Origin of the sequence: Brevundimonas sp. G8, assembly GCF_902506205.1 — a bacterium.
Lineage (GTDB): Bacteria > Pseudomonadota > Alphaproteobacteria > Caulobacterales > Caulobacteraceae > Brevundimonas.
On record NZ_LR732816.1, the window covers coordinates 663419 to 686075 of the forward strand.

Genomic DNA, 22657 nt, shown 5'->3' on the forward strand with positions numbered 1-22657 from the left:
GTACCATGGCGAAATCCGCCACCCCCGCCGACCTTCAGATCAAGCCGCGCGACCTGCATATCGACCGCGAGGCCCCGACGCCACGCTGGTGGCTGAACGGCGACCCGTTCGGCACGGCCGTGATGAACGCCCTCAGCCTGACCTTCCCCGACGGCGAGCGGTTCTTCATCCAGTCGGTCAAACGGTTCGCCAAGGACACGCCCGCGAACCTGGCCGCCGACATCCGCGCCTTCACCGTTCAGGAAGGCGCCCACACGCGCGAACACATGGCCTTCAACGCCATCACCGCCCGCGCCGGCTACGAGACCGCCGAGATCGAGGCCTATGTCACGGCCCGCCTGGATCTCGCCCGCGCCCGCCCGGCCATCGCCCAGCTTGCCGCGACCATGGCGCTGGAGCATTTCACCGCCGCCTTCGCCCATCGGCTTCTGGCCGACCCGGACCTGCTGAAGGGCTCGCCCCACGACCTGGCCCGCCTGTGGCGCTGGCATTCCATCGAGGAGATCGAACACAAGGGCGTGGCCTATGACGTCTTCCTTCACGCCACCCGCCAGATGTCGCCGCTGAACCGCTGGCGGCTGCGGCGCTGGGCCATGTTCCTGACCACCCTGCTGTTCACCAAAACGGTGCGCGAGACGACCCTGATGCTGCTGAAACAGGACGGCATCGTCGGCTGGAAGGCGCGTTGGGGCCTGTTCCGCTGGCTGTGGCTGAAGCCGGGCCTGTATCGCCGCATGATCGGGGACTATGTCGCCTTCTACAAACCCGACTTCCACCCCTGGCAGGTGGACGACCGCGACCTGATCGCCGACGCCGAGGCAGGCCTGGCCCAGCCGGCCTGACCCTTTGATCCGATCTCGCGACGGAGTTTTCGCCTCGATGCGTTACACTCTGCGGGGACGGACGAGGAGAAGGCCATGGCTTCATCACCGACCGACGCCGCCATCGCCCTGACCCGCCTGGGTCTCGGCGCCAGTCCCGGCGAGATCGACCGCGTCGCCGCCGATCCGCGCGGCTGGGCCACGGCCCAGATCCGACCCCAGGGCGCGCCACAGCCGTCCGGCCAGTTCGCCGACACCGGCCAGCGCGTCGCCCAGTATGTCGACTATCAGAGCGACGCCGGTCAGGTCCGTCGCGATCGACGCGCCGCGCCACAGGTCGGCGCCACGCCCGCCTCCGTGGCGGCGGAAACGGCGCAAACCGCGCCCGCCCCCGATACCGATCCAGACGCCGTCGCCCGGCGCGAGGCGCGTCAGGCCGCGCGCCGCGAAATCACCCAGGACACAGCCCAGGAATTCCTCGCCCGCGCGCAGTTAAGCGCCACGACCGACGACGGGTTCGCCGAACGTTGGGCGCTGTTCTGGGCCAACGCCGTCACCGTCTCGGCCGTCAAGTTCGCCAGCGGCGCCTTCGTCGGCCAGTACGAGCGCGAGGCCATCCGCCCCCACGTCTTCGGCCGGTTCGAGGATCTGGTCCTGGCCGCCGAACAGCATCCCGCCATGCTGCTGTATCTCGATCAGGCCCGCTCGGTCGGTCCCGACAGCCTGGCCGGCGCCCGTCGCAACGCCGGGCTGAACGAGAACCTGGCCCGCGAGATGATGGAGTTGCACACCGTCGGCGCCGACGGCGGCTATACGCAGGCCGACGTGACCGAACTGGCCCGCGCCCTTACCGGCTGGTCGATCCCCACCGCGCGCGACCAGCGTCAGCCTAACCGCCCCCGCCGCGCTCGCCTGATGACCGCCCAGGCCGAACCCGGTCCCGACGGCTTCGTCTTCCGCGCCAATGTCCATGAACCGGGCGTCCGCACGGTGATGGGCAAGACCTATCCCGCCGCCGGCCTCGCCCAGGGTCAGGCCATCCTGCGCGACCTGGCCCGGCATCCGGCGACCGCCAAACGCCTGTCGCGCCGCCTCGCCGCCCATTTCGTCGCCGACGACCCGCCACCGGCCCTGGTCGCCCGGCTGGAAGACGCCTGGACCCGTTCGGGCGGCGATCTGGCCCAGGTCGCCCGCGCCCTGATCGATGCGCCCGAGACCTGGACGCCCCAGCCCGCCAAGATCAAGACGCCCTACGACTTCGTCGTCTCCACCCATCGCGCCCTGGGAACCCGCCCCCAGCGGATCCAGCCGCTGCGTCAGGCCCTGCTGGACATGGGCCAGCCGCCGTTCGCCGCCCCCTCGCCCGAGGGCTGGCCCGACGCCGCCGCCGACTGGGCCGGACCCGACGCCCTGGTCAAACGGCTGAACTGGTCGCGCACCGCCGCAGACCTGGCCCAGACGGCCGACACCAACGCCGTGGCTGTCGCCGCCCTGGGGCCGCGCCTCGGCGACCGCACCCGCCTCGCCATCGCCCGCGCCGAAAGCCGCCCCGAAGCCCTCACCCTTCTCTTCATGTCGCCGGAGTTCCAACGCCGATGACCGCCCTCAACATGAACCGCCGCCACCTGCTGGCCGCCGCATCCGCCGGGGTCGGCCTGGCCTTCGCCGGGCGGGTCGCCGCCCAGACCAACGGACCGTCCAACAAGCTGGTCGTCGTCATCGCGCGCGGCGCCATGGACGGCCTGTCCGTCACCGTCCCCTATGGCGACGCCAACTATGTCCCCCTGCGCGCCGGCCTGGCCATCGCCGCCCCTGGCGAGGCGAACGGCGCCCTGGCGCTGGGCGAAGGCTTCGGCCTGCATCCGGCGCTCGCCGGCCTGCACGGCCTGTATGGCGCCGGCCAGATGCGGTTTGCACCCGCCGTCGCCCTGCCCGTCCGCATCCGTTCCCATTTCGATGCCCAGGACGTGCTGGAGAACGGCGGCGAGGGGCTGCGGCAACAGACCGACGGCTGGCTGAACCGCGCCATCGTCGCGGCGGGCGGCACGTCGCTGAAGGGCCTGTCGATCGGCGCCCAGACCCCGTTGATCCTGCGCGGCGACGCCCCCGTCTCAAGCTGGGCGCCGGGCGGACAGGTGCGCGGCGGCGACCGCATCGCCTCCCTGCTGCAGGATCTGTATGTCGAGGATCCGATGCTGGGCCAGAACCTGGCGCGCGGCCTGGCGACAGAGGAACTGGTCGGCCAGGGGCAGAACATGGACGGCGAGGACAGCCGCCTGCGCCGCAACGACGTCCAGGGCCTGGGTCGCGCCGTCGCCCGGCTGATGTCGGGCGCCGAGGGGGCCGACATCGTCGCCGTCTCGCTGGACGGATGGGACACCCATGCGGGCCAGCGCGCGCAACTTCAGACGCGGCTGACCGGCTTGGATCAACTGGTCTCGGGTCTGAAGGACGGGCTGGGCGAAACATGGTCGCGCACGGCCGTCGTCGTCGCCACCGAGTTCGGCCGCACCGCCCGCGCCAACGGCACGCAAGGCACCGACCACGGCACCGGCTCGTCGCTGTTGCTGGCGGGCGGGGCGATCAAGCGCGGCGGCCCGATCGGCGACTGGCCGACCCTGGCCGACAATCGCCTGTTCGAGAACCGCGACCTGGCGCCGACGATGGACATCCGATCGGTGTTCAAGGGCGTGCTGCGCGATCACATGGGTCTGGACCGCGCCGTTCTGGACGCCCGCGTCTTCCCCGGCAGCGCCGCCGAGGCGCACGCGATGGACGGTCTGGTCTAGCCGCCACGCTTGCTTTTCGCGACGTGAGGTCGCATCAGGACGCCATCACCTTGGACCCGGCCCTGTTCGCAGGCGACGGGTGGCTATCCCCGCCGCCGATCCGCTGGGAAACCGAGCCCCAAAACCGAAGCATCGGCACGGCTCATCCAGATGAAATCCTGAAATGTCCATCATCGCCTCCGCGCGCCAGCAATGGCTCGCCAATCCTCGCCGCGACCTGCTGGCGGGGACCGTCGTGGCCCTGGCCCTGATCCCGGAAGCCATCGCCTTTTCCATCATCGCCGGCGTCGATCCGGCCGTGGGCCTTTACGCCAGCGTGGTCATCGCCGTGACCATCGCCTTCGTCGGCGGGCGCCCGGCCATGATCTCGGCCGCCACCGGGGCCATGGCCCTGCTGATGGTCACGCTCGTGCGCGATCACGGCATCGAATATCTGTTCGCCGCCTCCATCCTGTGCGGCGTGTTCCAGATCGTCATCGGCCTGCTGAAACTGGGCCGCTACATCAAGTTCGTCAGCCGCAGCGTCATGACCGGCTTCGTCAACTCCCTGGCCATCCTGATCTTCCTGGCCCAGATGCCCGAGCTGATCGGCAGGGGCTGGCTCACCTACGCCCTGGTCGCGGCGGCCCTGGTGGTCATCTACGGCTTCCCCCGCATCACCAAGGCCGTGCCCTCGCCCCTGGTCGCCATCGTCGCCATCAGCGCGGTGGTGATCATGCTGAAACTGGACGTGCGCACCGTCGGCGACATGGGCCAGATGCCCACGACCCTGCCGATGTTCCACCTGCCCGGCGTGCCGCTGACCTGGGAGACGCTGGCGATCATCGCCCCGATCTCGGCGACCCTGGCCTTCGTGGGTTTGCTGGAAAGCCTGCTGACCGCCAATCTGATCGACGACATCACCGACACCCCGTCCGACAAGGACCGCGAGACGCGCGGCCAAGGCATCGCCAACATCCTGTCGCCCCTGTTCGGCGGCATGGCCGGCTGCGCCATGATCGGCCAGTCGATGATCAACGTCGGGTCCGGCGCGCGCGGGCGGCTGTCGACCCTGTGGGCCGGTCTGTTCCTGTTGTTCCTGATGCTGGTGCTTCAGGACTGGGTCGCGCAGATCCCCATGGCGGCCCTGGTCGCGGTCATGATCATGGTCTCGGTCGGGACGTTCGACTGGTCCTCGGTGCGGAACCTGCGCACCCTGCCGTTCCAGTCGTCCCTGGTGATGATCGCCACCACGGTCACGGTCGTCCTCACCCACGACCTGTCCAAGGGCGTGATCCTGGGCGTGCTGCTGTCGGCGGTCTTCTTCATGCGCAAGGTCGGCAAGACCATCGTGGTCACCGAGATCGAAACGCCCGAGGACGGCGTGCTGCGCTACCGCGTGTCAGGTCAGCTGTTCTTCGCCTCGGCCGACCTGTTCGCCGCCAGCTTCGAGCATCACGGCCATCCCACACGCGTCGAAATCGATCTCAGTGACGCCCACTTGTGGGACCTGACCGGCGTCGCCGCCGTGGACAAGGTCGTCTTCCGCTACCGCCGCCAGGGCGCCGAGGTGCAGGTTGTCGGCATGAACGACGCCGGCCGCACCCTGGTCGCGCGGGTGGGGCGGTTTGAGAAGATGCATCTGCCGGACGGTTCCGGCGCGCATTAAGGTTGGGTCAGGCGGCGTCGGAGGTCGGTTCGGCCTCGGCGTTGGCGGCGTCCGGCTTGGGCATCTTGCAGATGCGGTTCAGGTCGGCGCGGATCGAACTGCCCTGGAAATGCGAGATTTCGGCGCCGGAATAACCCTCGCCGGACAAGGCCTTGACGACGTCGCCGGTGTTCAGACAATCGGGCGAACGGGCGAGCTGGTAAGCGCGCTCCACGACGTGAGTGCGGTTCATGATGGGAGCCTTTCGTGCCCCCTAACAACGTCCGCCAAGCTAAACCGTTCCGGTTGTTGAATTTCCTTCACACGGGGCGCGCTTGCATCCGTCACAAATATCTGCGCACATATAGCTCGTCGATCTCTCTGCGTAACGCCCACTCTCTCTGCGAACGCACGAGTCAAGGCCGCTCCCATTCAGACCCGACAGGCCGCAGGGGCGTTCCCTCGGTCAACTTCTAACGGAGGTCTCAAAATGGCTACCGGCACTGTTAAATGGTTCAACCCGACCAAGGGTTACGGCTTCATCCAACCCGACGACGGCGGCAAGGACGTCTTCGTCCACATTTCGGCCGTCGAAGGCGCTGGCCTGCGCGGCCTGGATGAAAACCAGAAGGTTTCCTACGAGCTGGAACGCGACAAGCGTTCGGGCAAGGAATCGGCTGGCCAGCTGCAAACCATCGGCTGATTTCAGCTTCACAGCTGATATGGCGACGGCGGCTCCTCACGGAGCCGCCGTTTTCAATTGCGGGTCTAGACGGCCTTTAACTCCGGCTCGTCTGCAAAACCCTGGATCGCAGGCCCCGTGATGTAATCCTCGGCCCAAATCTCCTTGGGATCGACCTTCGGGGCTGGGCGGGCTTCATCTCTTCGTTTCATGACGGCGCCCAGACTTACGAGCAGTGACGAGAGGAATTCGCCGAGTTCTAGAACCTGATGGTCGAAGTGATCTTCATCTTGATAGAGAGGCACAAGGGTTCGCGTCCAATAACGCTGTTCACAGTATCAGCGCTATTCGGGCGAATTTGTTCCATTTTCTCAATATTTGAGAGAACTTATTCTTATTTTTTATTTGATTTAGGCGATTATTTTACTGATTGGTATCGGAAGGTCGAAAATATTCGCACCATAATAACGTTGGATTTCAATGCGGTTTCAGTCGAATGACTTTAAACGCCGACACCGACACCCGACAAAGGTGATCACGCCTTCGTCTTGTCGATCCACGCCGCAAACGCATCCGTGAAGCTCTTCAGGAAGTCGCGCGTGCCGTCGGTTTTCAGCTTGCCGTCGTCGTCCAGCAAGTCGGCGACATTGCCGATATAGGCCTCGGGCTGCTGCATCACGGGCATGTTCAGGAAGACCAGGGGCTGGCGCAGGTGGTGGTTGGCGCCGAAGGCTCCGATGGCGCCGGGCGAGACGCTGACGATGGCGGCGGGCTTGCCCTGCCAGATGCTATGGCCATAGGGGCGCGAGCCGACGTCCAGGGCGTTCTTCAAGGCGCCGGGGATGGAGCGATTATACTCCGGGGTCACGAACAGGACGGCCTGCGTGGTCTCGACCTCCTCGCGGAACCGCACCCAGGGGGCCGGCGGGGCGTCCGTCTCCAGATCGGGATTGTAGAGCGGCAGGTCGCCGATCTCGATCAGTTCAAGTTCCAACTCCGGCGCGGCGATGGCCCTCATCTCAAGGCCAATGGCGCGGGAATAGGCGCCTTCGCGCAGGCTGCCGACGATCAGGGCGACGCGGACGGGCATGGGAAGTCTCCGGGCTGGACGGGTTCAAGCGCCAGCATAACCGATCCCAGTGGTCGGATGTTCCGATCAGATTAAATCCGTCACCCTCGGGCTTGTCCCGAGGGCCCACGGCGGGGCCGGTCGCCGATCTCGAACCCGTCGCAGCAACGGCGGGCCGTGTCCGGTGAAAAGTAGGCCCTCGGGACAAGCCCTACAATGAAGGGGATACACCAACACTGGCAAACCCGGTCGCCAGCGCAGAAAGCGGACATTGCGACGGGCTGTTCGGGGTGGAAAGCGGACGCGCGCGTCCGTGGTTACGCATCCTCAGTCCTCAGCATAGAAAGCCCCGACGCCTCAGCGCGCCCATGTGCTAAACAGATGATCGGGCCTTTTGCGCCCGTGCATACCATTCAAACTCGGGTTGGTTAGACTGTTGAAAAAACGCCGCTTTGACCCCGTACCCGCCTTCCTAGTGCTTGCGATGATCGCAGTCTCTGCCCTGCTTGCCTTCATGATGATCAAGGATATTTGGGACGTGACTACTTGGCTTTAAGTCCAATCTAACCGGCTTAGTTGATGACGATTGGTCCGCTTCGGGTCGTGAAGAGAAGTTTGCCCCGCCCCCTGACCCGAACATTCAGATGGCCACCGTGAGAAATTGTCTGTCCCGGTGAACTCCCGCCCGAGGGGACGGAAGTTAAGAAAGCAGAGCTAAAAGCCTAACCCCCGAACAGCGCCGTCGCGAACGCCTCGCCTGCCGGCCCGGCCGACTTGGGTCCCAGCACGGCGCTGGCCGCCTGGCCCGAGGCCAGCAAACGCCCGCCGACCGCTCGCACGTCCGCGACGGTCTGGGCTTCAAGCTGCTCGGTCATCGACAGGCTGGAGCGCGGCGCGCCGAAGATCAGGGTCTGGGCGGCGTTGCGGCCCGCCCGGCTCATCGGGTTTTCGTCCGACATCCACAGGCCCGCCTTCATCACCGCCTTGGCCCGCGACAGCTCCTTTTCGGTCGGGCCGGTCTCGGCCATGGCCCGCACCTCGGCCGCCGAGACCTCGGCCAGTTCCTTCGCCCGATCCGCCGCCGCCCCGGCGTAGATGCCCAACACCCCCGTGTCCTCGTACGGCTCCTGATAGGCGTCGATGGCATAGGCCAGGCCCCGCTCCTCGCGCGCGCTCTGGAACAGGCGCGAGGCCATGCCGCCGCCCAGGATCTCGCCGAACAGCCGCATCGCCGACAGGGCCGGATCGGTCGCCGACAGGGCCGGCAACTGGAACACCAGATTGGCCTGTTCGATCTTGCGCGTCAGCTTGGCATGACCGCCGACGAAGGCCGCCGGCGCCGGGGCCTCGACCGGCGTCGCGACCGCGTCGCCGAACCAGCGCTCGGCTAACGCCAGCAGTTCGGTCTCGTCCACCGCGCCCGACACCGACACCACCATCCGGTCGGGGGAATACAGCCGCGCGCGCCAGGCCTCGACGCTCGCCTTGTCCGCCGGCTTCAGGCTGGCGATGGAGCCCAGGATCGGCCGACCCAGCGGCTGTTTGGCGAAGGCGCGCGTCTGGACCATCTCGAACACATGGTCGTCGGGCGTGTCGAAGGCCTCGGCGATCTCCTGGGCCACCACGTCCTTTTCACGCTCGATCTCGGCCGGGTCCAGCGTGGGACGGAACACCAGGTCCGACAGCACCTGCATCGCCAGCGGCAGGGATCCGTCCAGACCCCGCACCTCGAAGCTGGTCCGCTCGTACCCGGTGGAGGCGTTGATCGTGCCGCCCTCAGCCTCGATCCGTTCGACGATCTCGCGCGCGGCCATGTCGCCGGCGCCCTTGAACACCAGATGCTCCAGCAGGTGCGACCAGCCGGAGCGATCCTGCGCCTCCCACCGCGCCCCGCCCTTGACGGTGACGACGACGGCTAAAGTCTTGAGCCCCGGCATGGGGTCACAGATGACGCGGACGCCGTTCGACAGGCTGTGCAGGGAAGCGGTCAGGACTTTTCTTCTTTCCTATCGCCTCGCACGCGGTGCGAGGCTTCTTGAGGAGCGTCTTTCTTGGTTCGACGCCGAAGCAAGGCCACATAGAAGCCCGCCAGCGCGATCGCCAGTCCGAACCACGTCAGGGCGTAACCGAAATGATTGTTGGAGAAGGCCGCCGGCGGCGCGGACGGCCTCAGGGCCGGGAACTCGGGATTGACGGCGGTGACGGCGAACACGGCTTCCGGCCGCACCGGCCCCGTGACGTTCAGCGCCTTGGCCATGGCGGCGGTGTCGCGGGCGTAGAAGCGGCCGTCCCTCGGGGCGGGGCTCATGGCGCCCGGCTTGTCGAAGGTGCGGAACTCCCCGACCATCACCAGCGGCAAGGTCGTCTCGACCACGCGCGGCCGCGCGGTCACGCCGTCGCCGACGAAGCCCCGGTCGATCAGCAGGCTGAAATCGGCCCCCGCTGGCTTGCACGCCGAGATCAGCCGCACCCCGGCCTCGCCGTCATGGATGGACTGAAGCTCGATGAAGGGCGCGCTGGCCAGGCCCGGGCAGACGATCAGCGCCTTGCGGAACTCCAGGTCGCCTTCACCCAACACCTGATCCAGCGGCGCGGGCGGTTCCGCCGCCGCCGCATCGGCCGCCGCGATCAGGCCTTCCTTCCACTTCAGCCGCTGGACCTGCCACACGCCCAGGCCGATCAACAGGATCAGGGCCAGGACCGTCAGCACGGTCAATATCCAGGGAAAACGCTTCATCGCTGATTCCGGTATTGCAGCCCGATCATCAGCCCCCGTCCCGGCCGCATCAAGGCCAGCGACAGGGCGACGACCAGGGGCAGCCAGACGATCAGATGCAGCCACATGGGCGGATGGTATTTGATCTCGACGAACAGGGCCGAGAACCCGACGATGAAGCCGGCGATCTGCATGATGAAACTGGCCGGGCCGTCGCCTGTGTGGATGGTCGAATAATCCAGGCCGCAGATCGCGCAGGCCGGCGCCACCTTCAGAAAGCCCGCGAACAGCGCACCCTGCCCGCACCGGGGACAGCGCCCCCGCATCGCCGCGCGAACCGGCGTGTCGCAAACGACGACGGCGCGGGACGATCCCTCGTCCCGCGCCGCCTCAAGGTCTTCAGGACCGTCTTGGATCAACCGAAGACGACATAGACGAAGGCGAACAGGAACAGCCAGACCACGTCGACGAAGTGCCAGTACCAGGCCGCCGCCTCGAAGCCGAAATGCTTCTGCGGGGTGAAGTCGCCGGCCAGCAGGCGGATCAGGCAGACCGCCAGGAAGATGGTGCCGATCAGGACGTGGAAGCCGTGGAAGCCCGTCGCCATGAAGAAGATCGAACCATACAGGCCCGAGTTCACGGCTTCTTCGTTGAAGAACAGGTGTTCGTGCAGGATGTGGTGATACTCATAGGCTTGGACGCAGGTGAAGATCACGCCCAGCGCCACGGTGATGCCCAGGGCGATCTTGGCGCCCTTGCGATCGCCGACCTGGATCGCGTGGTGCGCCCAGGTGACGGTGCAGCCGCTCAGCAGCAGGGTCACGGTGTTCAGCAGCGGCAGCTGCCAGGGGCTCAGCACCTCGACGCCCTTGGGCGGCCAGGTCGACCAGGCCTTGGCGGTGTCGGCCCAGGTGCCGACTTCCGGCGTCAGCGCCCGCGATTCATGGAACAGGGCCATGTCGAAGAACATCCAGAAGAAGGCGACGAAGAACATCACCTCCGACGCGATGAACAGGATCATGCCGTAGCGCAGGCCGATGGAGACGACCGGCGTATGGTCGCCCGCCTTGGATTCCTTGATCACGTCCGACCACCAGCCGAAGGCCGAGATCAGCACGCCCGCCAGACCGGCGAAGAAGACGCCCGGCTTGCCTTCGGCCAGGAAGTTGGCGGCGATCGGGCCGCCGTCCGCCGGGGCCAGACCCTTCATCCAGATCACGGCGCCGATGAACATGATGGTCGCCGCAACGGACGACAGCAGCGGCCAGGGGCTGGGCGGCACCAGGTGATAGTCGTGCTGCGGAGTGGCGTGGGCGTCAGCCATGTATCGCGTCTCTTCGTCGGCCAGAGTCGGTTGTTATAGCGGCTATAGCGTCCCCGTTTGCCCGACGCCAGAGCCGCGCCGCCTTTCGGCCTTGTTCGAACTCACGCGTGGGGCTCAGGCCTTGTGCACAGGCGGATCGGCGGGGTCGTCAGGGTTTGAGCCCATGCCGCCCCCCATGCCCATTCCTCCGCCCATGCCGCCTCCCATACCGCCTCCGCCACCACCGCCTCCCCCGCCGCCAGCCCCGCCGCCCCGACCTCCGCTAGACGACGGTCGCGTCGGTCCTTGCAGGGGAATGTCCGGCCCGGTCGGCACGGGCGCCAGGTCCAGGGCCTGGCGGATGAAGTCGCGTAAGGACACCACCAGCTCATGCGTCCGCACCGGCCGCCCCGCGACCAGCTCTCGCGCCGCTTGCTGCGCCAGCCGCACCTGCTCTTCGGTGCCCAACAGGATGATGTCCGCCAGGCACGCCTCGACGGCATCGCGGATGCGTCGGGTGCGGTCGGATCCCGCCGCCGCCTCGGCGCTCAGATCCAGCCCCGCCTCAGACGCATTGCGGCGGCTCAGGTCGCGCTTGTGCGTCGGATCGACGGTCAGGTCGCCGGTGAACGATCCGCCCAGCACCTTATAGGCGGCGATCAACGTCTTGAGCCGCTCGTTGATCTGGCGGTTCATCCGCTCGCGTCGCTGCTGGATGGTGAACATCATCACCAGCCGGATGCCCATGCCGATCAGGGTGACCAGCGCCAGACCGACCAGGGTGATCAGCAGACTGTGCCAGTTGGTGAAGTCCAGACCGCGCAAATCCCCGTCTCCGTCAGTTCGCCGTGCAGGCCGCACGCTGGAACGGAACGCGCGCCGACGCAAACGGCGCCGGTGTCGTCAGGCCGTCATCGCCGCGAACGCCTTGGCCGAAAAGGCCGACAGCGGTTGTGGCAGGTCGTTCAGATCGAACCAGCCGATGTCCGACAGCTTGTCCGGCTCGGTCAGCGTCGCCTCGCCGGTGAAGTCGCGCGTGACATAGATCAGCGACACCCAGTGCTGGCCGTCTGCGGGGATGATCTCTTCGGCCAGGCACAGGAAATCGACAGCCCCGATCTTCAGCCCGCTCTCTTCCTCGGCCTCGCGGCGCGCGGCCTCGATGCTGGGCTCCATCAGGTCGACCTTGCCGCCGACGATGTTCCAGAACCCGGCCTCGGGCGCCTTCAGCCGCTTGCACAGCAGCACCCGCCCGTCGCCGCGCTGGATCACCAGCCCGCAGCCGACGCCGGGAAAGTCTACGCCCGGTCTACTCACGCCTTGGGCGCGTCCGGGGACGGATAGAAGGTGTAGCTCAGGGTGATGTCGCGCGCGCCCTTGGACTCGCGGTCCGTGGCCAGCTCCGGGGCGATGAAATACTGCATCGGGAACTGACGCGTCTCGCCGGCCGCAATCGTCTGGTCGGTGAAGCAGAAGCATTGCAGCTTCAGGAAATACTGCCCCGTCTGTTCCGGCGAGACATTATAGCTGGCCCGCACGAACAGCGGCTTGTCCGAGGTGTTGGTCACGTCGAAATAGGCTAGGCCCGTCTCGCCGATCCGCACGCGCTGCGTCGACTGTTCGGCCTTGAAGGTCATGGGCAGGCCGCGGACATTGGTGTCGAACCGCACCAGCACCGTCTCTTCCAGCACCGTGTCCGAGGCTTTGTCCGCCTTCATGGTCGTGCCGCCGAAGCCGGTGACCTGGCAGAACATCCGGTACAGCGGCACCGCCGCGAACGCCGCCCCCGTCATCCCCATCACGCCCAGCACGCAGGCGATGGCGATCAGATTCTTGCGGCCCGCGTTCATTTCGGCGCGGTCCCCGTCGCCGCCTCCAGCAGCGCCCGCTCGGTCGCCTGGTTCTGTTGCAGCCGCAGGACGGTGGTGGTGAAGATCAGCACGATGAAGGCGACCAGCGCCGTCGCGATCCAGACGTTGCGACGCTTGCGCGCGCGAAGTTCCTCAGGCGTCAGACGCATGGTTTTACGCTCCCAGACCGGACAAGGCCTCGACCAGAAGGGCCGAGAACAGGGCCATCAGATAGAGGATGGAAAAGGCGAACAGGTCACGCGCCGGTTTGGCCTGGGCGCGCACATCATACAATGCGGCCTCGCGCCCCACGGCCTCGGCCTTGTCCGGCTCGTCGCCCGCGCGCGAACGGTACAGGCGCAGCGCCAGACCGAGGAAGCCCAGGCCGCCCGCGACCGACACCACCAGATAGATCAGGCCGCCCAGGCCCACGAAGGCCGGAGCGATGGCGACCGGCACGAAGACCAGGGTGTAGAGCAGGATCTGCAACCGCGTGGATTTTGCGCCCTTCGCCACCGGCATCATCGGAATGCCCGCCTTGGCGTAGTCGCCGGCCGAATACAGCGCCAGCGCCCAGCTGTGCGGCGGGGTCCACAGGAAGATGATGGCGAACAAGAGCCAGGCCTGCCACGGCGCATGGCCCGTCGCCGCCGCCCAGCCGATCACGGGCGGAAAGGCGCCCGCCGCCCCGCCGATGACGATGTTCTGCGGCGTCCTGCGCTTCAGCAGCAGGGTGTAGAAGCCGGCGTAATAGACAATGGTCATGGCCAGCAGACCCGCCGCCAACCAGTTCGCATTCATCCCCAGCAGCATGACCGAGAACAGGCTCAGGATCACGCCGAACGCCATGGCGTCGTTCTTCTTGACGCGCCCCGCCGCCACCGGCCGGCCGCGCGTGCGCCGCATCAGGGCGTCGGTCTCGCCTTCCAGCGCCATGTTCAGGGCGCCGGCCGCGCCGGCCCCCACGGCGATGCACAGCACGGCGATGGCCGCCACCAGCGGATTGATCGACCCCGGCGCCACCACCAGGCCGGTCGCGGCGGTGAACACCACCAGCGACATCACACGTGGCTTCAACAGCTGGAAGAAGTCCTCCGGCTGGGCGGTCGAGATGGCGGGTTGTGTTTGAACGTCAGTCATCTGTGCGCGCCGCATAGCACACCCAAAAGCAGAAGGCCGCCCCTTCCGATGGAAAGAGCGGCCCGCTGTTTTAGATAGGCAGGAAAGGGATCAGTGTTCTTCTTCTTTAATCACCGGCAGTTCGTTGAACTGGTGCGTCGGCGGCGGCGAGGACAGGGTCCACTCCAGGGTCGTGGCGCCTTCGCCCCACGGGTTGGCGACGCCTGGACGACGACGGATCGCCGCCTCGGCCAGCATGATCAGGAAGACCAGCACGCCGAAGGCCGTGATCGCATAGCCGACCGACGACACGTGGTTCCACAGGGTGAACGCCTCGGGATAGTCGATGTAGCGACGCGGCATGCCCTGCAGACCCAGGAAGTGCTGCGGGAAGAACACCAGGTTCACGCCCACGAACATGATCCAGAAGTGGGTCGCGCCCAGGAACTCGTTGTACTTCACGCCGAACATCTTCTCGAACCAGTAGTAGAAGCCCGCGAAGATGGCGAAGACGGCGCCCAGCGACAGCACATAGTGGAAGTGGGCCACCACGTAATAGGTGTCGTGCAGGCTGTAATCGATGCCCGCGTTGGACAGGACCACGCCGGTCACGCCGCCGACGGTGAACAGGAAGATGAAGCCGATCGCCCACAGCATGGGCGTCTTGAAGCTGATGGACCCGCCCCACATGGTGGCGATCCAGCTGAAGATCTTCACGCCCGTCGGCACCGCGATGATCATGGTGGCGGCGATGAAATAGGCGCGCAGATTGATGCTCATGCCGACCGTGTACATGTGGTGCGCCCACACGATGAAGCCGACGAAGCCGATGGCCACCATGGCGTAGGCCATGGCCAGATAGCCGAACACGGGCTTGCGGCTGAAGGTCGAGACGATGTGGCTGATGATGCCGAAGCCCGGCAGGATCAGGATGTACACTTCCGGGTGGCCGAAGAACCAGAACAGGTGCTGGTACATGACCGGATCGCCGCCGCCGGCGGGATCGAAGAAGTGGGTGCCGAAGTTGCGGTCCGTCAGCAGCATGGTGATGGCGCCGGCCAGGACCGGCAGGCTCAGCAGCAGCAGGAAGGCGGTGATCAGCACCGACCAGGCGAACAGCGGCATCCGGTGGATCGTCATGCCCGGCGCGCGCATGTTCAGAATGGTGGTGATGAAGTTGATCGCGCCCAGGATCGAACTGGCGCCCGCGACGTGCAGGGCGAAGATGGCCAGGTCGAAGGCCGGACCGACGTGGCCCGTGGTCGACAGCGGCGGATAGGCCGTCCAGCCCCCGCCGAAGCCCTTGCCCGGTCCCCCGTCGACGAACATCGACAGGATCAGCAGACACCAGGCGGCGACCAGCAGCCAGAACGAGATGTTGTTCATGCGCGGGAAGGCCATGTCCGGCGCGCCGATCATGATCGGCACGAACCAGTTGCCGAAGCCGCCAATCATGGCGGGCATGACCATGAAGAAGATCATGATCAGGGCGTGGGCCGTGACCACGGCGTTGTAGCCGTGTTTGGACTGCTCCACGAGACCCAGCAGTTGGATCGACGAGCCTTCCTTGAAGATCTGGATGCCCGGCTCGGCCAGTTCCCAGCGGATCAGGCCCGACAGGGCGCCGCCCACGATGCCCGCCATGATGGCGAACATCAGGTACAGGGTGCCGATGTCCTTGTGATTGGTGGACAGGAACCAGCGGGTGAAGAAGCCCACCTTGTGGTCGTCGTGATGATGGTGGTCATGAGCGTGACCGAGGTCGGTCGCGTCGCGGGTTACGGTAGCGTCAGCCATATGTCTGTTCGCCTCTTACTGGGCGGCCGGCGCGGCGGGCGCCGCGGCGGGAACGGGTTGGGCGGCAGGGGCGGTTGCGCCCGCCTCCGGGGTCGCGGCGGCTTCGCCGGCGGCGGGCGTCTCGGCGGTCGCGGCAGCGGGAGCAGCGGCGGCCGGCGCGGGTTCGGCGACCTTAGGGGTCATCGATCCGCCCTTGGAGGCGATCCACTGTTCGAACTGGGCCTGGGTCACGACCCGGATTTCCAGCGGCATGAAGGCGTGGTCGACGCCGCACAGTTCCGAGCACTGGCCGTAGAAGACGCCGGTGCGCTCGGCCTTGAACCAGGTGGTGTTGATCCGGCCCGGAACGGCGTCGGTCTTCAGGCCGAACGCCGGCAGGGCGACGGCGTGGATGACGTCGGAGGCGGTGATGACCAGTTGCACGGTCTTGCCGACCGGCACGACCATCGGCTCGGTCGCGGCCAGGCGATAGGGCACGCCCTTGGCCTTGGCTTCCTCTTCCGGGAGCATGTTGGAGATGTATTCGGCGACGCCCTGGTCCGGGTACTCATAGGCCCAGTTCCACTGGTTGCCGGTCACCTTCACCGTCAGGTCCGGCGACGGCATGTCGTGATAGGCGAACAGCAGGCGGAACGAGAACAGCGAGATGAAGACCAGGATCACCACCGGCAGCACGGTCCAGACGATCTCGACCGCCGTGTTGTGGCTCCAGCGCGCGGGCGTCGGATTGGACTTCTTGTTGTAGCGGATCGCGATCCACGCCAGCAGGCCCAGCACCAGCAGGGTGATGGCCGTGATGATCGGCATCAGGATGATGTTGTGGAACCAGATGGCGTCGTGCTTCAGCGGCGCGGCGGCCGGCTGAAGATCGATGCCGCCGGGTGTCGGCTGGCCCATCAGGTCCTGCGCCCACGTCGGCGCCGCAGCGAACATCGCCAGTCCGGCGCCCAGAACGATCGAAGACGCGCCAGTCGCAGCGCCCTTCAACGTCCCCCGGGCTCGCTTGCCCATCCCCATATGAGACTTCCCCATAAAACCGTTTAGCAGCAGATACTTGCGAATGGCTCGCAAGAAATCACACTGGCGCGATTCCCACGCCCGGCGATCTCGGTCACCTATCGGATCGCTTTCGGCTTGCCAAGCGATCAACGCCATCGACGCCCCGAAGCCGCCCCGAACCTGCCTCGATTAAATCGCTGTCATGTTTCGCCAGCTACCTTGCGTCACAAGATACCTTGCCGTAGTCAATGGGCATCAACGGGAGAGCCGAGGTGCCTGAAACCATCGAGATACAGCTGAAGAAGGGAGTGCTTGGACTGTGCGTCCTGGCGCTTCTGAACCGGGCGGACAGCTACGCCTACGAGATCGCCAGCCGCCTGTCGGACGCGATCGATATGGGGGAAGGAACCATCTATCCCCTGATGCGCCGCATGCAGTCGGACGGACAGGTGGAGACCTATCTGGTCGAATCCTCCGCCGGGCCTTCGCGCAAATACTACCGACTGACCGAAGCGGGCCGGGGGGCCCTCGCCGCCCAGACTGCCGAATGGTCCGCCTTCACCAAGGCCGTCGACGCCATCGTGGCGAACGACGCCGATCAGGGAGCCGCACAATGACGCGCGCCGAGTTCATCGATCGTCTGAAGGAAGGCCTCGTCGGCCTGCCGACCGCGACCGCCAACGACATCATCGCCGACTATCAGACCCATTTCGACGACGGCATCGCCGCCGGCCGGACCGAGGCCGAGGTCGCAACCGCCCTGGGCGATCCGATCCGCCTGGCCCGCGAGCTGAAGGCCGAGGCCGGCATCCAGCGCTGGCATCAGGAGAAGAACCCCTCCGCCGCCGCCGCCGCCGTCTTCGCGGTCCTGGGCCTGGGGGCGCTGGACATCCTGATCTTGCTGCCCCTGCTGATGGGCGTGGTCGGGACCGTGTTCGGCTTCTTCATCGCCGCCATCGCCCTGTTCATCTGCGGCGGCGTGATCATGGTCGCCGGACCCTTCGCCGGCTTCCCCGGCGGACCGTTCGCGGCGATCCTGATGGGTCTGGGCCTGATGGCCGGCTCCGTCTTCATCGGCGCCCTCTTGGCCATCTTCACCATCTGGCTGGTCAACGGCGTCGTCTGGTTCGCCCGGCTGCACTATCGCCTGCTGAAGCCGGCGCTTGAATCCTCGCCCGTCCAATCCACCTCGACCTCGGGAGTTTCGGCATGATCCGCACATTGTTCATCATCGCCGGCGCCGCCCTGGTGCTGTGCCTGGTCACCGTCGGCGGCGCCGTCGCCATCGGCGGCCACGACCTCCAGCGTCACGGCTGGGCCTGGACCTTCAAGGACGATAACGGCGAAAGCGTCCGCTTCGAGCGGGTCAAGGGCGGCGGGACCGACGACCTCGGCCCCCTCACCACCCGCACCCTCCCCTGGACCGGCGGCGAGAGCCTGACCGTCGATTCCAGCATCGACGCCGAATATGTCCAGGGTGACGCGAACACCGTCGTCATCACCGGGCCCAAGGGTCTGACCGACCGGGTCCGCCTGGTCGACGGCCGGCTGGACCTGGGCGACGGCGACGAGCGGATCGTGTTCGGCTGGAGCAGCGGCAACTTCTCCGCCCGCTCAGAGCGCGACGCGCTGAAGGTCGTCATCACAGCCCCCAAGGTGAACCGCTTCAACGCCAACGGCTCGGGCGATCTTCAGATCACCGGCTATGACCAGCCGTCGCTGGCGGTGGACATCGCCGGCTCGGCCGAGGTCACGGCCTCGGGTCGCACCGACGATCTGAAGCTGGACATCGACGGGTCGGGCGACGCCTCCCTCGGCGACCTGACGACCCGCGACGCCTCGGTGGACATCGCCGGCTCCGGCGACGCCCGCATCGCCCCGACGGGCCAGGTCAAGGTCGTCATCGCCGGTTCCGGCGACGTCGCCCTGGCCACCCGCGCCGCCAATGTGAACAGCACCGTCACCGGTTCGGGCGAGGTCTATCAGGACTGAACGACACAAAGCGTCGAACCGAAGGGGGCTGGATCCATCCAGCCCCCTTTTTTTCTTCCCTCTCCCATCGGGAGAGGGCTTGAGCGCCCGAGAGCGTAGCGATCGGTCTTGCGCGACCCGAAGGGCGGCGCGAAGCAGCCAAAGGGTGAGGGGTTACGCTGTGCGACCTCGTCCACCACCGTAACCCCTCATCCGGCCCTTCGGGCCACCTTCTCCCTCAGGGAGAAGGATCGCTCACCGCCCTTCACCCCCCGCCCCATTCCCGCTAAGTCACCCGCATGACTTTCGCCCCCCTTCCCGACGCCGGCGCCAACTGGGTGGATCGCCATGCGCCGGAAGGGCTTAAGCCGTGGCTGAAGCTGGGGCGGTTCGACCGGCCCATCGGCATCTGGCTGCTGCTGCTGCCCGGCTGGCAGGGGATCGCCCTGGCCCTGGCGCAGTATCGGCAAAGCCCCAGCCTCTATGACCTGTGGCTGTTCGTCGGCTTCGCCATCGGCGCCTGTCTCATGCGAGCGGCAGGCTGCGCCTTCAACGACATCGTCGACCGCGACTTCGACGCCCAGGTCGCCCGCACCGCCCAGCGTCCCATCCCCTCGGGTCGCATCACAGTCAAACAGGCCTGGGCCTTCGTGGTGGCGTGCAGCCTGATCAGCCTGATGGTCCTGCTGACCCTGCCGACCGTCGCCATCCTGCTGGGCATCGGGTCGCTGGCCCTGGTCGCCGCCTATCCCTTCATGAAGCGGATCACCTGGTGGCCCCAGGCCTGGCTGGGCCTGACCTTCAACTGGGGCGCCCTGATGGGGTTCGCCGCCGCCCTGCCGCTGGCGGCCGCCGCGCTCCTGCTGCCCGCCGACATCGCCGGCGAGTTCCGCCCCTTCCTATGGTCCCAAGCCAGCGACAGCAGCCATGCTATCGCCCTGGCCTGGCAGGCCTATATCCCCGCCGTCCTGCTGTGGATCGGCGGCGTCTTCTGGACCCTGGGCTACGACACCATCTACGCGCTGCAGGACATCGAGGACGACGCCATGATCGGCGTCAAATCCTCGGCCCGCCGCCTGGCCTCGGCCGTGCGGCCCGGCGTGGCGATCTTCTATGTCCTGACCGTCGTCATGGCGGCCCTGACCGGCCTCGCCGCCGGCCTGGGTCCGCTGTTCTGGCTGGGCCTGATCGCCTACGCCGCCCATCTGGCGCGTCAGGTCGTCCGCCTCGACCGCAACGACGGCGCCCTGGCGCTGAAACTGTTCAAGTCCAATCGCGAGGCCGGCTTCGTCCTGCTGGCGGCCATCGCGCTCGGATCCCTGGTTTGATGAAGGAGCCTTTCATGTCTCACGCCGCTCGCCTCCTCCTGCTGTCCGTCGCCGTCGCCGCGACCTTGGCCGCCTGCCAGCGCAAGGAGGACAAGACCCAGCCCCCGGCCAAGGCGGCGCCCGCCGCCGTTGCGCCTGCCGTTTCCAACACCCCCGTCGGCTATGACAGCAAGACCCCCTACGCCACCGTCAAACTGACCCTGCCCCAGGCGGTCAAGACCACCCCCGCCCTGCACGCCGCCCTCTATGCCGACATGGTGCGCGACCTGAAGCAGTTCGAGGAAGGCGCCCAGGCGGACCTCAGCGAGGCGGGCGGCGGCCCCAACCCCTATGAGAAGACCATCGCCTTCGCCCCCGGAGCGGAGACCGCCAAACTGGTCAGCCTGGCCCGCACCGATTTCGAGTTCACCGGCGGCGCCCACCCCAACACCAGCTTCGCCTCGGTGATCTGGGACAAGACGACCAACAAACGGCTGGGCTTCGCCGACCTGTTCCGGCCGGGCGCGGACCTGTCGGTGCTGGACAAGGCCCTGTGCGCCGCCGCCAACGCCGCCAAACAGGCCCGCTCGCCGGGATCGGAAACCGCCACCCTGGACGGCAAGATGTGGACCTGCCCCAAGGCCGTCTCGACCCCCTTCGTCCTGACCCCGGGCACGACGCCGGGCAAGGCGGGCGGCGTCACCTTCCTGATGGGACCGTATCAGATCGGCCCCTATTCGGACGGCCCCTACTGGATCGCCCTGCCGCAATCCGCCTTCCGCGCCCTGCTCGCCCCCGCCTACGCCGACCAGTTCGACGGTGCCCCCGCCAAGGCCGGCGATGTGACGCCGAAGAACTAAGCCCTCCGAATTAAAGCCCGTCATCCTCGCCCTTGTGGCGAGGATCCAGACTCCCGGTTCACACCTTGGATCACCGTCATCGACGGAGCGTATGAATCCTAGGCACAAGGCCTAGGATGACGGATCCAAGGGTTCACTTCGCCAGGAACGCATCCACCAGCTCGGCGAACCGCTCGGGCTGATCCGCCATGATGAAGTGCCGCGATCCATCCACCCGGATCAGCGTCACGCCCGGCAGGGCCGAATACTCCCGCCCCCACAGCCCGTCGGCCATCGCCGCCGGCGCCCCGCCGTCCGCATCGGCGGCGTACAGCGCCGTCACCGGCGTGGTCATGGCCGCCAGCCCCGGCCTTGCATCCGTAGTCATCACATCCTTCATCGCCGAGGCGACCGCATGGCGGTCGCTGGCCATAGACCAGTCCACGATCCGCGCCTGTTCCGACAACGTCCGCGACAGGGCCTTGGCCGTCGCCTCCTGCTGCGTGCGGAAACTCGCCACGTCCGCCCCCAGGATCATGCCCGCCGCCTGATCCGCGAACGGTCGCGCGCTTTCGGCGGTCGCAGTCGGCCCGAACATGGCGCTGTAGAAGGGCAGCGAATCCACCGTCATCACCCGCCCCACCAGACCCGGCTGCTGCTGCACCAGCAACAGGCCGCTCAAACCGCCCATCGAATGGCCGATCACCGCCGGCCGATCCAGTCCGGCCTCGCGGATATAGCGCGCCAGTTCCTCCACCTCGGGCCGGACGAAGGCCCCGTCGCCATGCGCCCAGGGCTCACCGGCGAACCCGGCCAGCTGCACCAGATGCACCCGGTGCGTCGCCTTCAGCCGATCCGCCGTCGCCCGCCACACCTCGCGCGAGGACGCCAGTCCGGGGATCAGGATCACGTCAGGCCCCGCCCCCACGACCTCGACCGATAGCCGGTCGGAGACGAAGGGCGCGGCGGCGGACGCCACGGGGGTCGCGGGCTGAGCGCGGGCCTGATCGTTCGCGACGGCGCAGGCGATCAGAACGCCGAGAATGACGGCGAGGCGCGGAGGGGCGAAGACGCCCCGGCAAGGGCGAATGAGGTTCGACATCACAGTCTCCATTTGTAAGGTTATTCTGACTTTTTGGTCAGCCCGCGTGCGGGTTCTCGAAGATTTCTTCCACCGGCCGCTCGAACACGGCGGCGATGCGGTAGGCCAAGTCCAGCGACGGATCGTGCCGCTCGGTCTCCAGGGCGATCACCGCCTGGCGCGACACTCCCAGCGCCTGCCCCATCTGTTCCTGGGTCCAGCCGCGCTCGACCCGCAGAAGCTTCAGACGGTTCTTCATCGGCTGGTCTTTATGAAGGGCGACACGACGCCGTACATCGCCCAGAACAGCGGCACGATCAGCCAGGTCTGCATATGCGGCGCCCGGGCGAAACTCTCGCCAAAGCCCCAGAAGGTCGCCACGGCCATCGCCAGGCCCGCCGCCACGATGAACTGTTTGGCGGTCACGCCCCGCACGAACTCGTCGCTCTCGCGCATCAGGGCCAGGGTCGCCCATATCTGACCGATCACCGGCGCCGACAACACCGCCGCCAGCCCCCAGGCCGCCGGCGTGCCCATGACCTGATCGAACGCGTCCGTCGTCATCATCGATATGCAGATCGCGACATAGGGCACGGAAAACGCCATAGTGCGGATGATGTAGCGCCGATGCGCCGGCGTTCCGTTCTTCCAGGCGGCAAACATCTTGGCTCTCCTTGTGTAAGGGCA

Annotated in this window: 26 protein-coding genes and 1 other annotated feature; of the genes, 10 read left to right on the top strand and 16 right to left on the bottom strand. The window is 66.9% G+C overall.

Annotated elements, in window-relative coordinates:
• Positions 1 to 5 precede the first annotated feature (5 nt).
• The 4 genes from CHRYSEO8AT_RS03240 to CHRYSEO8AT_RS03255 all read left to right on the top strand — a co-directional run bounded on the left by CHRYSEO8AT_RS03240 (position 6) and on the right by CHRYSEO8AT_RS03255 (position 5258).
• Positions 6 to 842, top strand: a complete 837-nt coding sequence (locus CHRYSEO8AT_RS03240) for a metal-dependent hydrolase (protein WP_159846193.1) — start codon at positions 6 to 8, stop codon at positions 840 to 842.
• A 75-nt stretch (positions 843 to 917) separates the two neighbouring features.
• Complete coding sequence (locus CHRYSEO8AT_RS03245; RefSeq protein ID WP_159846196.1) at positions 918 to 2420, top strand: DUF1800 family protein; 1503 nt, start codon at positions 918 to 920, stop codon at positions 2418 to 2420.
• Complete coding sequence (locus tag CHRYSEO8AT_RS03250) at positions 2417 to 3610, top strand: DUF1501 domain-containing protein (RefSeq protein WP_159846199.1); 1194 nt, start codon at positions 2417 to 2419, stop codon at positions 3608 to 3610. The genes CHRYSEO8AT_RS03245 and CHRYSEO8AT_RS03250 overlap by 4 nt, the downstream gene beginning before the upstream one ends.
• A gap of 49 nt (positions 3611 to 3659) precedes the next feature.
• Positions 3660 to 3723 (top strand) — a sequence feature (sul1 is cis-regulatory element that is thought to sense ions involved in sulfur or methionine metabolism; They are found in Alphaproteobacteria).
• Positions 3724 to 3779: 56 nt separating this feature from the next.
• A complete protein-coding gene (locus CHRYSEO8AT_RS03255; RefSeq protein ID WP_236547592.1) occupies positions 3780 to 5258 on the top strand; it encodes a SulP family inorganic anion transporter in 1479 nt (492 codons plus the stop codon).
• 7 nt (positions 5259 to 5265) lie between these two features.
• Here the strand turns inward: CHRYSEO8AT_RS03255 and CHRYSEO8AT_RS03260 are convergent, their stop codons facing one another.
• Complete coding sequence (locus CHRYSEO8AT_RS03260) at positions 5266 to 5490, bottom strand: hypothetical protein (protein ID WP_159846204.1); 225 nt, start codon at positions 5488 to 5490, stop codon at positions 5266 to 5268.
• 237 nt (positions 5491 to 5727) lie between these two features.
• On the opposite strand from CHRYSEO8AT_RS03260, the gene CHRYSEO8AT_RS03265 reads away from it, so the two are divergent.
• Positions 5728 to 5940 carry a cold-shock protein gene (locus CHRYSEO8AT_RS03265; RefSeq protein ID WP_008260410.1) on the top strand — a complete coding sequence of 71 codons (213 nt, stop codon included), beginning with the start codon at positions 5728 to 5730 and terminating at the stop codon, positions 5938 to 5940.
• A gap of 514 nt (positions 5941 to 6454) precedes the next feature.
• Here CHRYSEO8AT_RS03265 and CHRYSEO8AT_RS03270 read toward each other — a convergent pair.
• The 12 genes from CHRYSEO8AT_RS03270 to coxB all read right to left on the bottom strand — a co-directional run bounded on the left by CHRYSEO8AT_RS03270 (position 6455) and on the right by coxB (position 16790).
• Positions 6455 to 7009, bottom strand: coding sequence for an NADPH-dependent FMN reductase (locus CHRYSEO8AT_RS03270; RefSeq protein ID WP_159846207.1), 555 nt, complete (start codon positions 7007 to 7009; stop codon positions 6455 to 6457).
• A 701-nt stretch (positions 7010 to 7710) separates the two neighbouring features.
• Positions 7711 to 8925: a pitrilysin family protein gene (locus tag CHRYSEO8AT_RS03275; protein ID WP_159846210.1), complete on the bottom strand. Its 1215-nt coding sequence runs from the start codon at positions 8923 to 8925 to the stop codon at positions 7711 to 7713.
• Positions 8926 to 8975: 50 nt separating this feature from the next.
• Complete coding sequence (locus CHRYSEO8AT_RS03280; RefSeq protein WP_159846213.1) at positions 8976 to 9725, bottom strand: SURF1 family protein; 750 nt, start codon at positions 9723 to 9725, stop codon at positions 8976 to 8978.
• Positions 9722 to 10123, bottom strand: coding sequence for a DUF983 domain-containing protein (locus CHRYSEO8AT_RS03285; protein ID WP_159846216.1), 402 nt, complete (start codon positions 10121 to 10123; stop codon positions 9722 to 9724). The genes CHRYSEO8AT_RS03280 and CHRYSEO8AT_RS03285 overlap by 4 nt, the downstream gene beginning before the upstream one ends.
• Complete coding sequence (locus CHRYSEO8AT_RS03290; RefSeq protein WP_159846219.1) at positions 10120 to 11028, bottom strand: cytochrome c oxidase subunit 3; 909 nt, start codon at positions 11026 to 11028, stop codon at positions 10120 to 10122. The genes CHRYSEO8AT_RS03285 and CHRYSEO8AT_RS03290 overlap by 4 nt, the downstream gene beginning before the upstream one ends.
• A gap of 114 nt (positions 11029 to 11142) precedes the next feature.
• Positions 11143 to 11832 carry a hypothetical protein gene (locus tag CHRYSEO8AT_RS03295; protein ID WP_201304344.1) on the bottom strand — a complete coding sequence of 230 codons (690 nt, stop codon included), beginning with the start codon at positions 11830 to 11832 and terminating at the stop codon, positions 11143 to 11145.
• A gap of 78 nt (positions 11833 to 11910) precedes the next feature.
• Positions 11911 to 12324 (bottom strand): NUDIX domain-containing protein, encoded by a 414-nt coding sequence (locus tag CHRYSEO8AT_RS03300; protein ID WP_159846222.1) that lies wholly within the window; start codon positions 12322 to 12324, stop codon positions 11911 to 11913.
• Positions 12321 to 12857 carry a cytochrome c oxidase assembly protein gene (locus tag CHRYSEO8AT_RS03305; protein ID WP_159846225.1) on the bottom strand — a complete coding sequence of 179 codons (537 nt, stop codon included), beginning with the start codon at positions 12855 to 12857 and terminating at the stop codon, positions 12321 to 12323. Before CHRYSEO8AT_RS03305 ends, CHRYSEO8AT_RS03300 begins: the two co-directional genes overlap by 4 nt.
• The gene (locus CHRYSEO8AT_RS03310) at positions 12854 to 13027 is read right to left on the bottom strand and encodes a hypothetical protein (RefSeq protein ID WP_201304345.1); all 174 of its coding nucleotides are present in this window, start codon (positions 13025 to 13027) and stop codon (positions 12854 to 12856) included. Before CHRYSEO8AT_RS03310 ends, CHRYSEO8AT_RS03305 begins: the two co-directional genes overlap by 4 nt.
• 4 nt (positions 13028 to 13031) lie before the next feature.
• Complete coding sequence (gene cyoE, locus CHRYSEO8AT_RS03315) at positions 13032 to 13997, bottom strand: heme o synthase (RefSeq protein ID WP_159846228.1); 966 nt, start codon at positions 13995 to 13997, stop codon at positions 13032 to 13034.
• Between the two features lie 90 nt (positions 13998 to 14087).
• Entirely contained in the window at positions 14088 to 15773 is a 1686-nt protein-coding gene (ctaD, locus tag CHRYSEO8AT_RS03320) for a cytochrome c oxidase subunit I (protein WP_159846231.1), read from the bottom strand.
• A gap of 15 nt (positions 15774 to 15788) precedes the next feature.
• Positions 15789 to 16790 carry a cytochrome c oxidase subunit II gene (gene coxB / locus CHRYSEO8AT_RS03325; protein ID WP_370514223.1) on the bottom strand — a complete coding sequence of 334 codons (1002 nt, stop codon included), beginning with the start codon at positions 16788 to 16790 and terminating at the stop codon, positions 15789 to 15791.
• Between the two features lie 254 nt (positions 16791 to 17044).
• Here coxB and CHRYSEO8AT_RS03330 point away from each other — a divergent pair, with 254 nt between their 5' ends.
• The 5 genes from CHRYSEO8AT_RS03330 (at position 17045) to CHRYSEO8AT_RS03350 (ending at position 20910) form a co-directional block, all read left to right on the top strand.
• Complete coding sequence (locus tag CHRYSEO8AT_RS03330) at positions 17045 to 17389, top strand: PadR family transcriptional regulator (protein WP_159846234.1); 345 nt, start codon at positions 17045 to 17047, stop codon at positions 17387 to 17389.
• Positions 17386 to 17985, top strand: coding sequence for a DUF1700 domain-containing protein (locus tag CHRYSEO8AT_RS03335; protein ID WP_159846237.1), 600 nt, complete (start codon positions 17386 to 17388; stop codon positions 17983 to 17985). The genes CHRYSEO8AT_RS03330 and CHRYSEO8AT_RS03335 overlap by 4 nt, the downstream gene beginning before the upstream one ends.
• Positions 17982 to 18764: a GIN domain-containing protein gene (locus CHRYSEO8AT_RS03340; protein WP_159846240.1), complete on the top strand. Its 783-nt coding sequence runs from the start codon at positions 17982 to 17984 to the stop codon at positions 18762 to 18764. The genes CHRYSEO8AT_RS03335 and CHRYSEO8AT_RS03340 overlap by 4 nt, the downstream gene beginning before the upstream one ends.
• A gap of 278 nt (positions 18765 to 19042) precedes the next feature.
• A complete protein-coding gene (locus CHRYSEO8AT_RS03345) occupies positions 19043 to 20071 on the top strand; it encodes a UbiA family prenyltransferase (protein ID WP_159846243.1) in 1029 nt (342 codons plus the stop codon).
• Between the two features lie 14 nt (positions 20072 to 20085).
• Complete coding sequence (locus tag CHRYSEO8AT_RS03350) at positions 20086 to 20910, top strand: DUF3298 domain-containing protein (protein WP_201304347.1); 825 nt, start codon at positions 20086 to 20088, stop codon at positions 20908 to 20910.
• 133 nt (positions 20911 to 21043) lie between these two features.
• On the opposite strand, the gene CHRYSEO8AT_RS03355 is transcribed toward CHRYSEO8AT_RS03350, so the two are convergent.
• Genes CHRYSEO8AT_RS03355 through CHRYSEO8AT_RS03365 form a run of 3 tightly spaced genes read right to left on the bottom strand, consistent with a single transcriptional unit; the run spans position 21044 to position 22633 of the window.
• Positions 21044 to 21991, bottom strand: coding sequence for an alpha/beta fold hydrolase (locus tag CHRYSEO8AT_RS03355; RefSeq protein ID WP_159846249.1), 948 nt, complete (start codon positions 21989 to 21991; stop codon positions 21044 to 21046).
• A gap of 37 nt (positions 21992 to 22028) precedes the next feature.
• A complete protein-coding gene (locus CHRYSEO8AT_RS03360; protein ID WP_039244155.1) occupies positions 22029 to 22229 on the bottom strand; it encodes a helix-turn-helix transcriptional regulator in 201 nt (66 codons plus the stop codon).
• The gene (locus CHRYSEO8AT_RS03365; protein WP_159846252.1) at positions 22226 to 22633 is read right to left on the bottom strand and encodes a hypothetical protein; all 408 of its coding nucleotides are present in this window, start codon (positions 22631 to 22633) and stop codon (positions 22226 to 22228) included. The genes CHRYSEO8AT_RS03360 and CHRYSEO8AT_RS03365 overlap by 4 nt, the downstream gene beginning before the upstream one ends.
• Positions 22634 to 22657 lie beyond the last annotated feature (24 nt).

Excerpts from the sequence above, each read along its gene's own strand:
- CHRYSEO8AT_RS03240 (WP_159846193.1), top strand. The coding sequence starts at position 6 with ATGGCGAAATCCGCCACCCCCGCCGACCTTCAGATCAAGCCGCGCGAC.
- CHRYSEO8AT_RS03245 (WP_159846196.1), top strand. The coding sequence starts at position 918 with ATGGCTTCATCACCGACCGACGCCGCCATCGCCCTGACCCGCCTGGGT.
- CHRYSEO8AT_RS03250 (WP_159846199.1), top strand. The coding sequence starts at position 2,417 with ATGACCGCCCTCAACATGAACCGCCGCCACCTGCTGGCCGCCGCATCC.
- CHRYSEO8AT_RS03260 (WP_159846204.1), bottom strand. The coding sequence starts at position 5,490 with ATGAACCGCACTCACGTCGTGGAGCGCGCTTACCAGCTCGCCCGTTCG.
- CHRYSEO8AT_RS03265 (WP_008260410.1), top strand. The coding sequence starts at position 5,728 with ATGGCTACCGGCACTGTTAAATGGTTCAACCCGACCAAGGGTTACGGC.
- CHRYSEO8AT_RS03270 (WP_159846207.1), bottom strand. The coding sequence starts at position 7,009 with ATGCCCGTCCGCGTCGCCCTGATCGTCGGCAGCCTGCGCGAAGGCGCC.
- CHRYSEO8AT_RS03275 (WP_159846210.1), bottom strand. The coding sequence starts at position 8,925 with ATGCCGGGGCTCAAGACTTTAGCCGTCGTCGTCACCGTCAAGGGCGGG.
- CHRYSEO8AT_RS03280 (WP_159846213.1), bottom strand. The coding sequence starts at position 9,725 with ATGAAGCGTTTTCCCTGGATATTGACCGTGCTGACGGTCCTGGCCCTG.
- CHRYSEO8AT_RS03290 (WP_159846219.1), bottom strand. The coding sequence starts at position 11,028 with ATGGCTGACGCCCACGCCACTCCGCAGCACGACTATCACCTGGTGCCG.
- CHRYSEO8AT_RS03305 (WP_159846225.1), bottom strand. The coding sequence starts at position 12,857 with ATGAACGCGGGCCGCAAGAATCTGATCGCCATCGCCTGCGTGCTGGGC.
- CHRYSEO8AT_RS03310 (WP_201304345.1), bottom strand. The coding sequence starts at position 13,027 with ATGCGTCTGACGCCTGAGGAACTTCGCGCGCGCAAGCGTCGCAACGTC.
- cyoE (WP_159846228.1), bottom strand. The coding sequence starts at position 13,997 with ATGACTGACGTTCAAACACAACCCGCCATCTCGACCGCCCAGCCGGAG.
- ctaD (WP_159846231.1), bottom strand. The coding sequence starts at position 15,773 with ATGGCTGACGCTACCGTAACCCGCGACGCGACCGACCTCGGTCACGCT.
- coxB (WP_370514223.1), bottom strand. The coding sequence starts at position 16,790 with ATGGGGATGGGCAAGCGAGCCCGGGGGACGTTGAAGGGCGCTGCGACT.
- CHRYSEO8AT_RS03335 (WP_159846237.1), top strand. The coding sequence starts at position 17,386 with ATGACGCGCGCCGAGTTCATCGATCGTCTGAAGGAAGGCCTCGTCGGC.
- CHRYSEO8AT_RS03340 (WP_159846240.1), top strand. The coding sequence starts at position 17,982 with ATGATCCGCACATTGTTCATCATCGCCGGCGCCGCCCTGGTGCTGTGC.
- CHRYSEO8AT_RS03345 (WP_159846243.1), top strand. The coding sequence starts at position 19,043 with ATGACTTTCGCCCCCCTTCCCGACGCCGGCGCCAACTGGGTGGATCGC.
- CHRYSEO8AT_RS03350 (WP_201304347.1), top strand. The coding sequence starts at position 20,086 with ATGTCTCACGCCGCTCGCCTCCTCCTGCTGTCCGTCGCCGTCGCCGCG.
- CHRYSEO8AT_RS03355 (WP_159846249.1), bottom strand. The coding sequence starts at position 21,991 with ATGTCGAACCTCATTCGCCCTTGCCGGGGCGTCTTCGCCCCTCCGCGC.
- CHRYSEO8AT_RS03360 (WP_039244155.1), bottom strand. The coding sequence starts at position 22,229 with ATGAAGAACCGTCTGAAGCTTCTGCGGGTCGAGCGCGGCTGGACCCAG.
- CHRYSEO8AT_RS03365 (WP_159846252.1), bottom strand. The coding sequence starts at position 22,633 with ATGTTTGCCGCCTGGAAGAACGGAACGCCGGCGCATCGGCGCTACATC.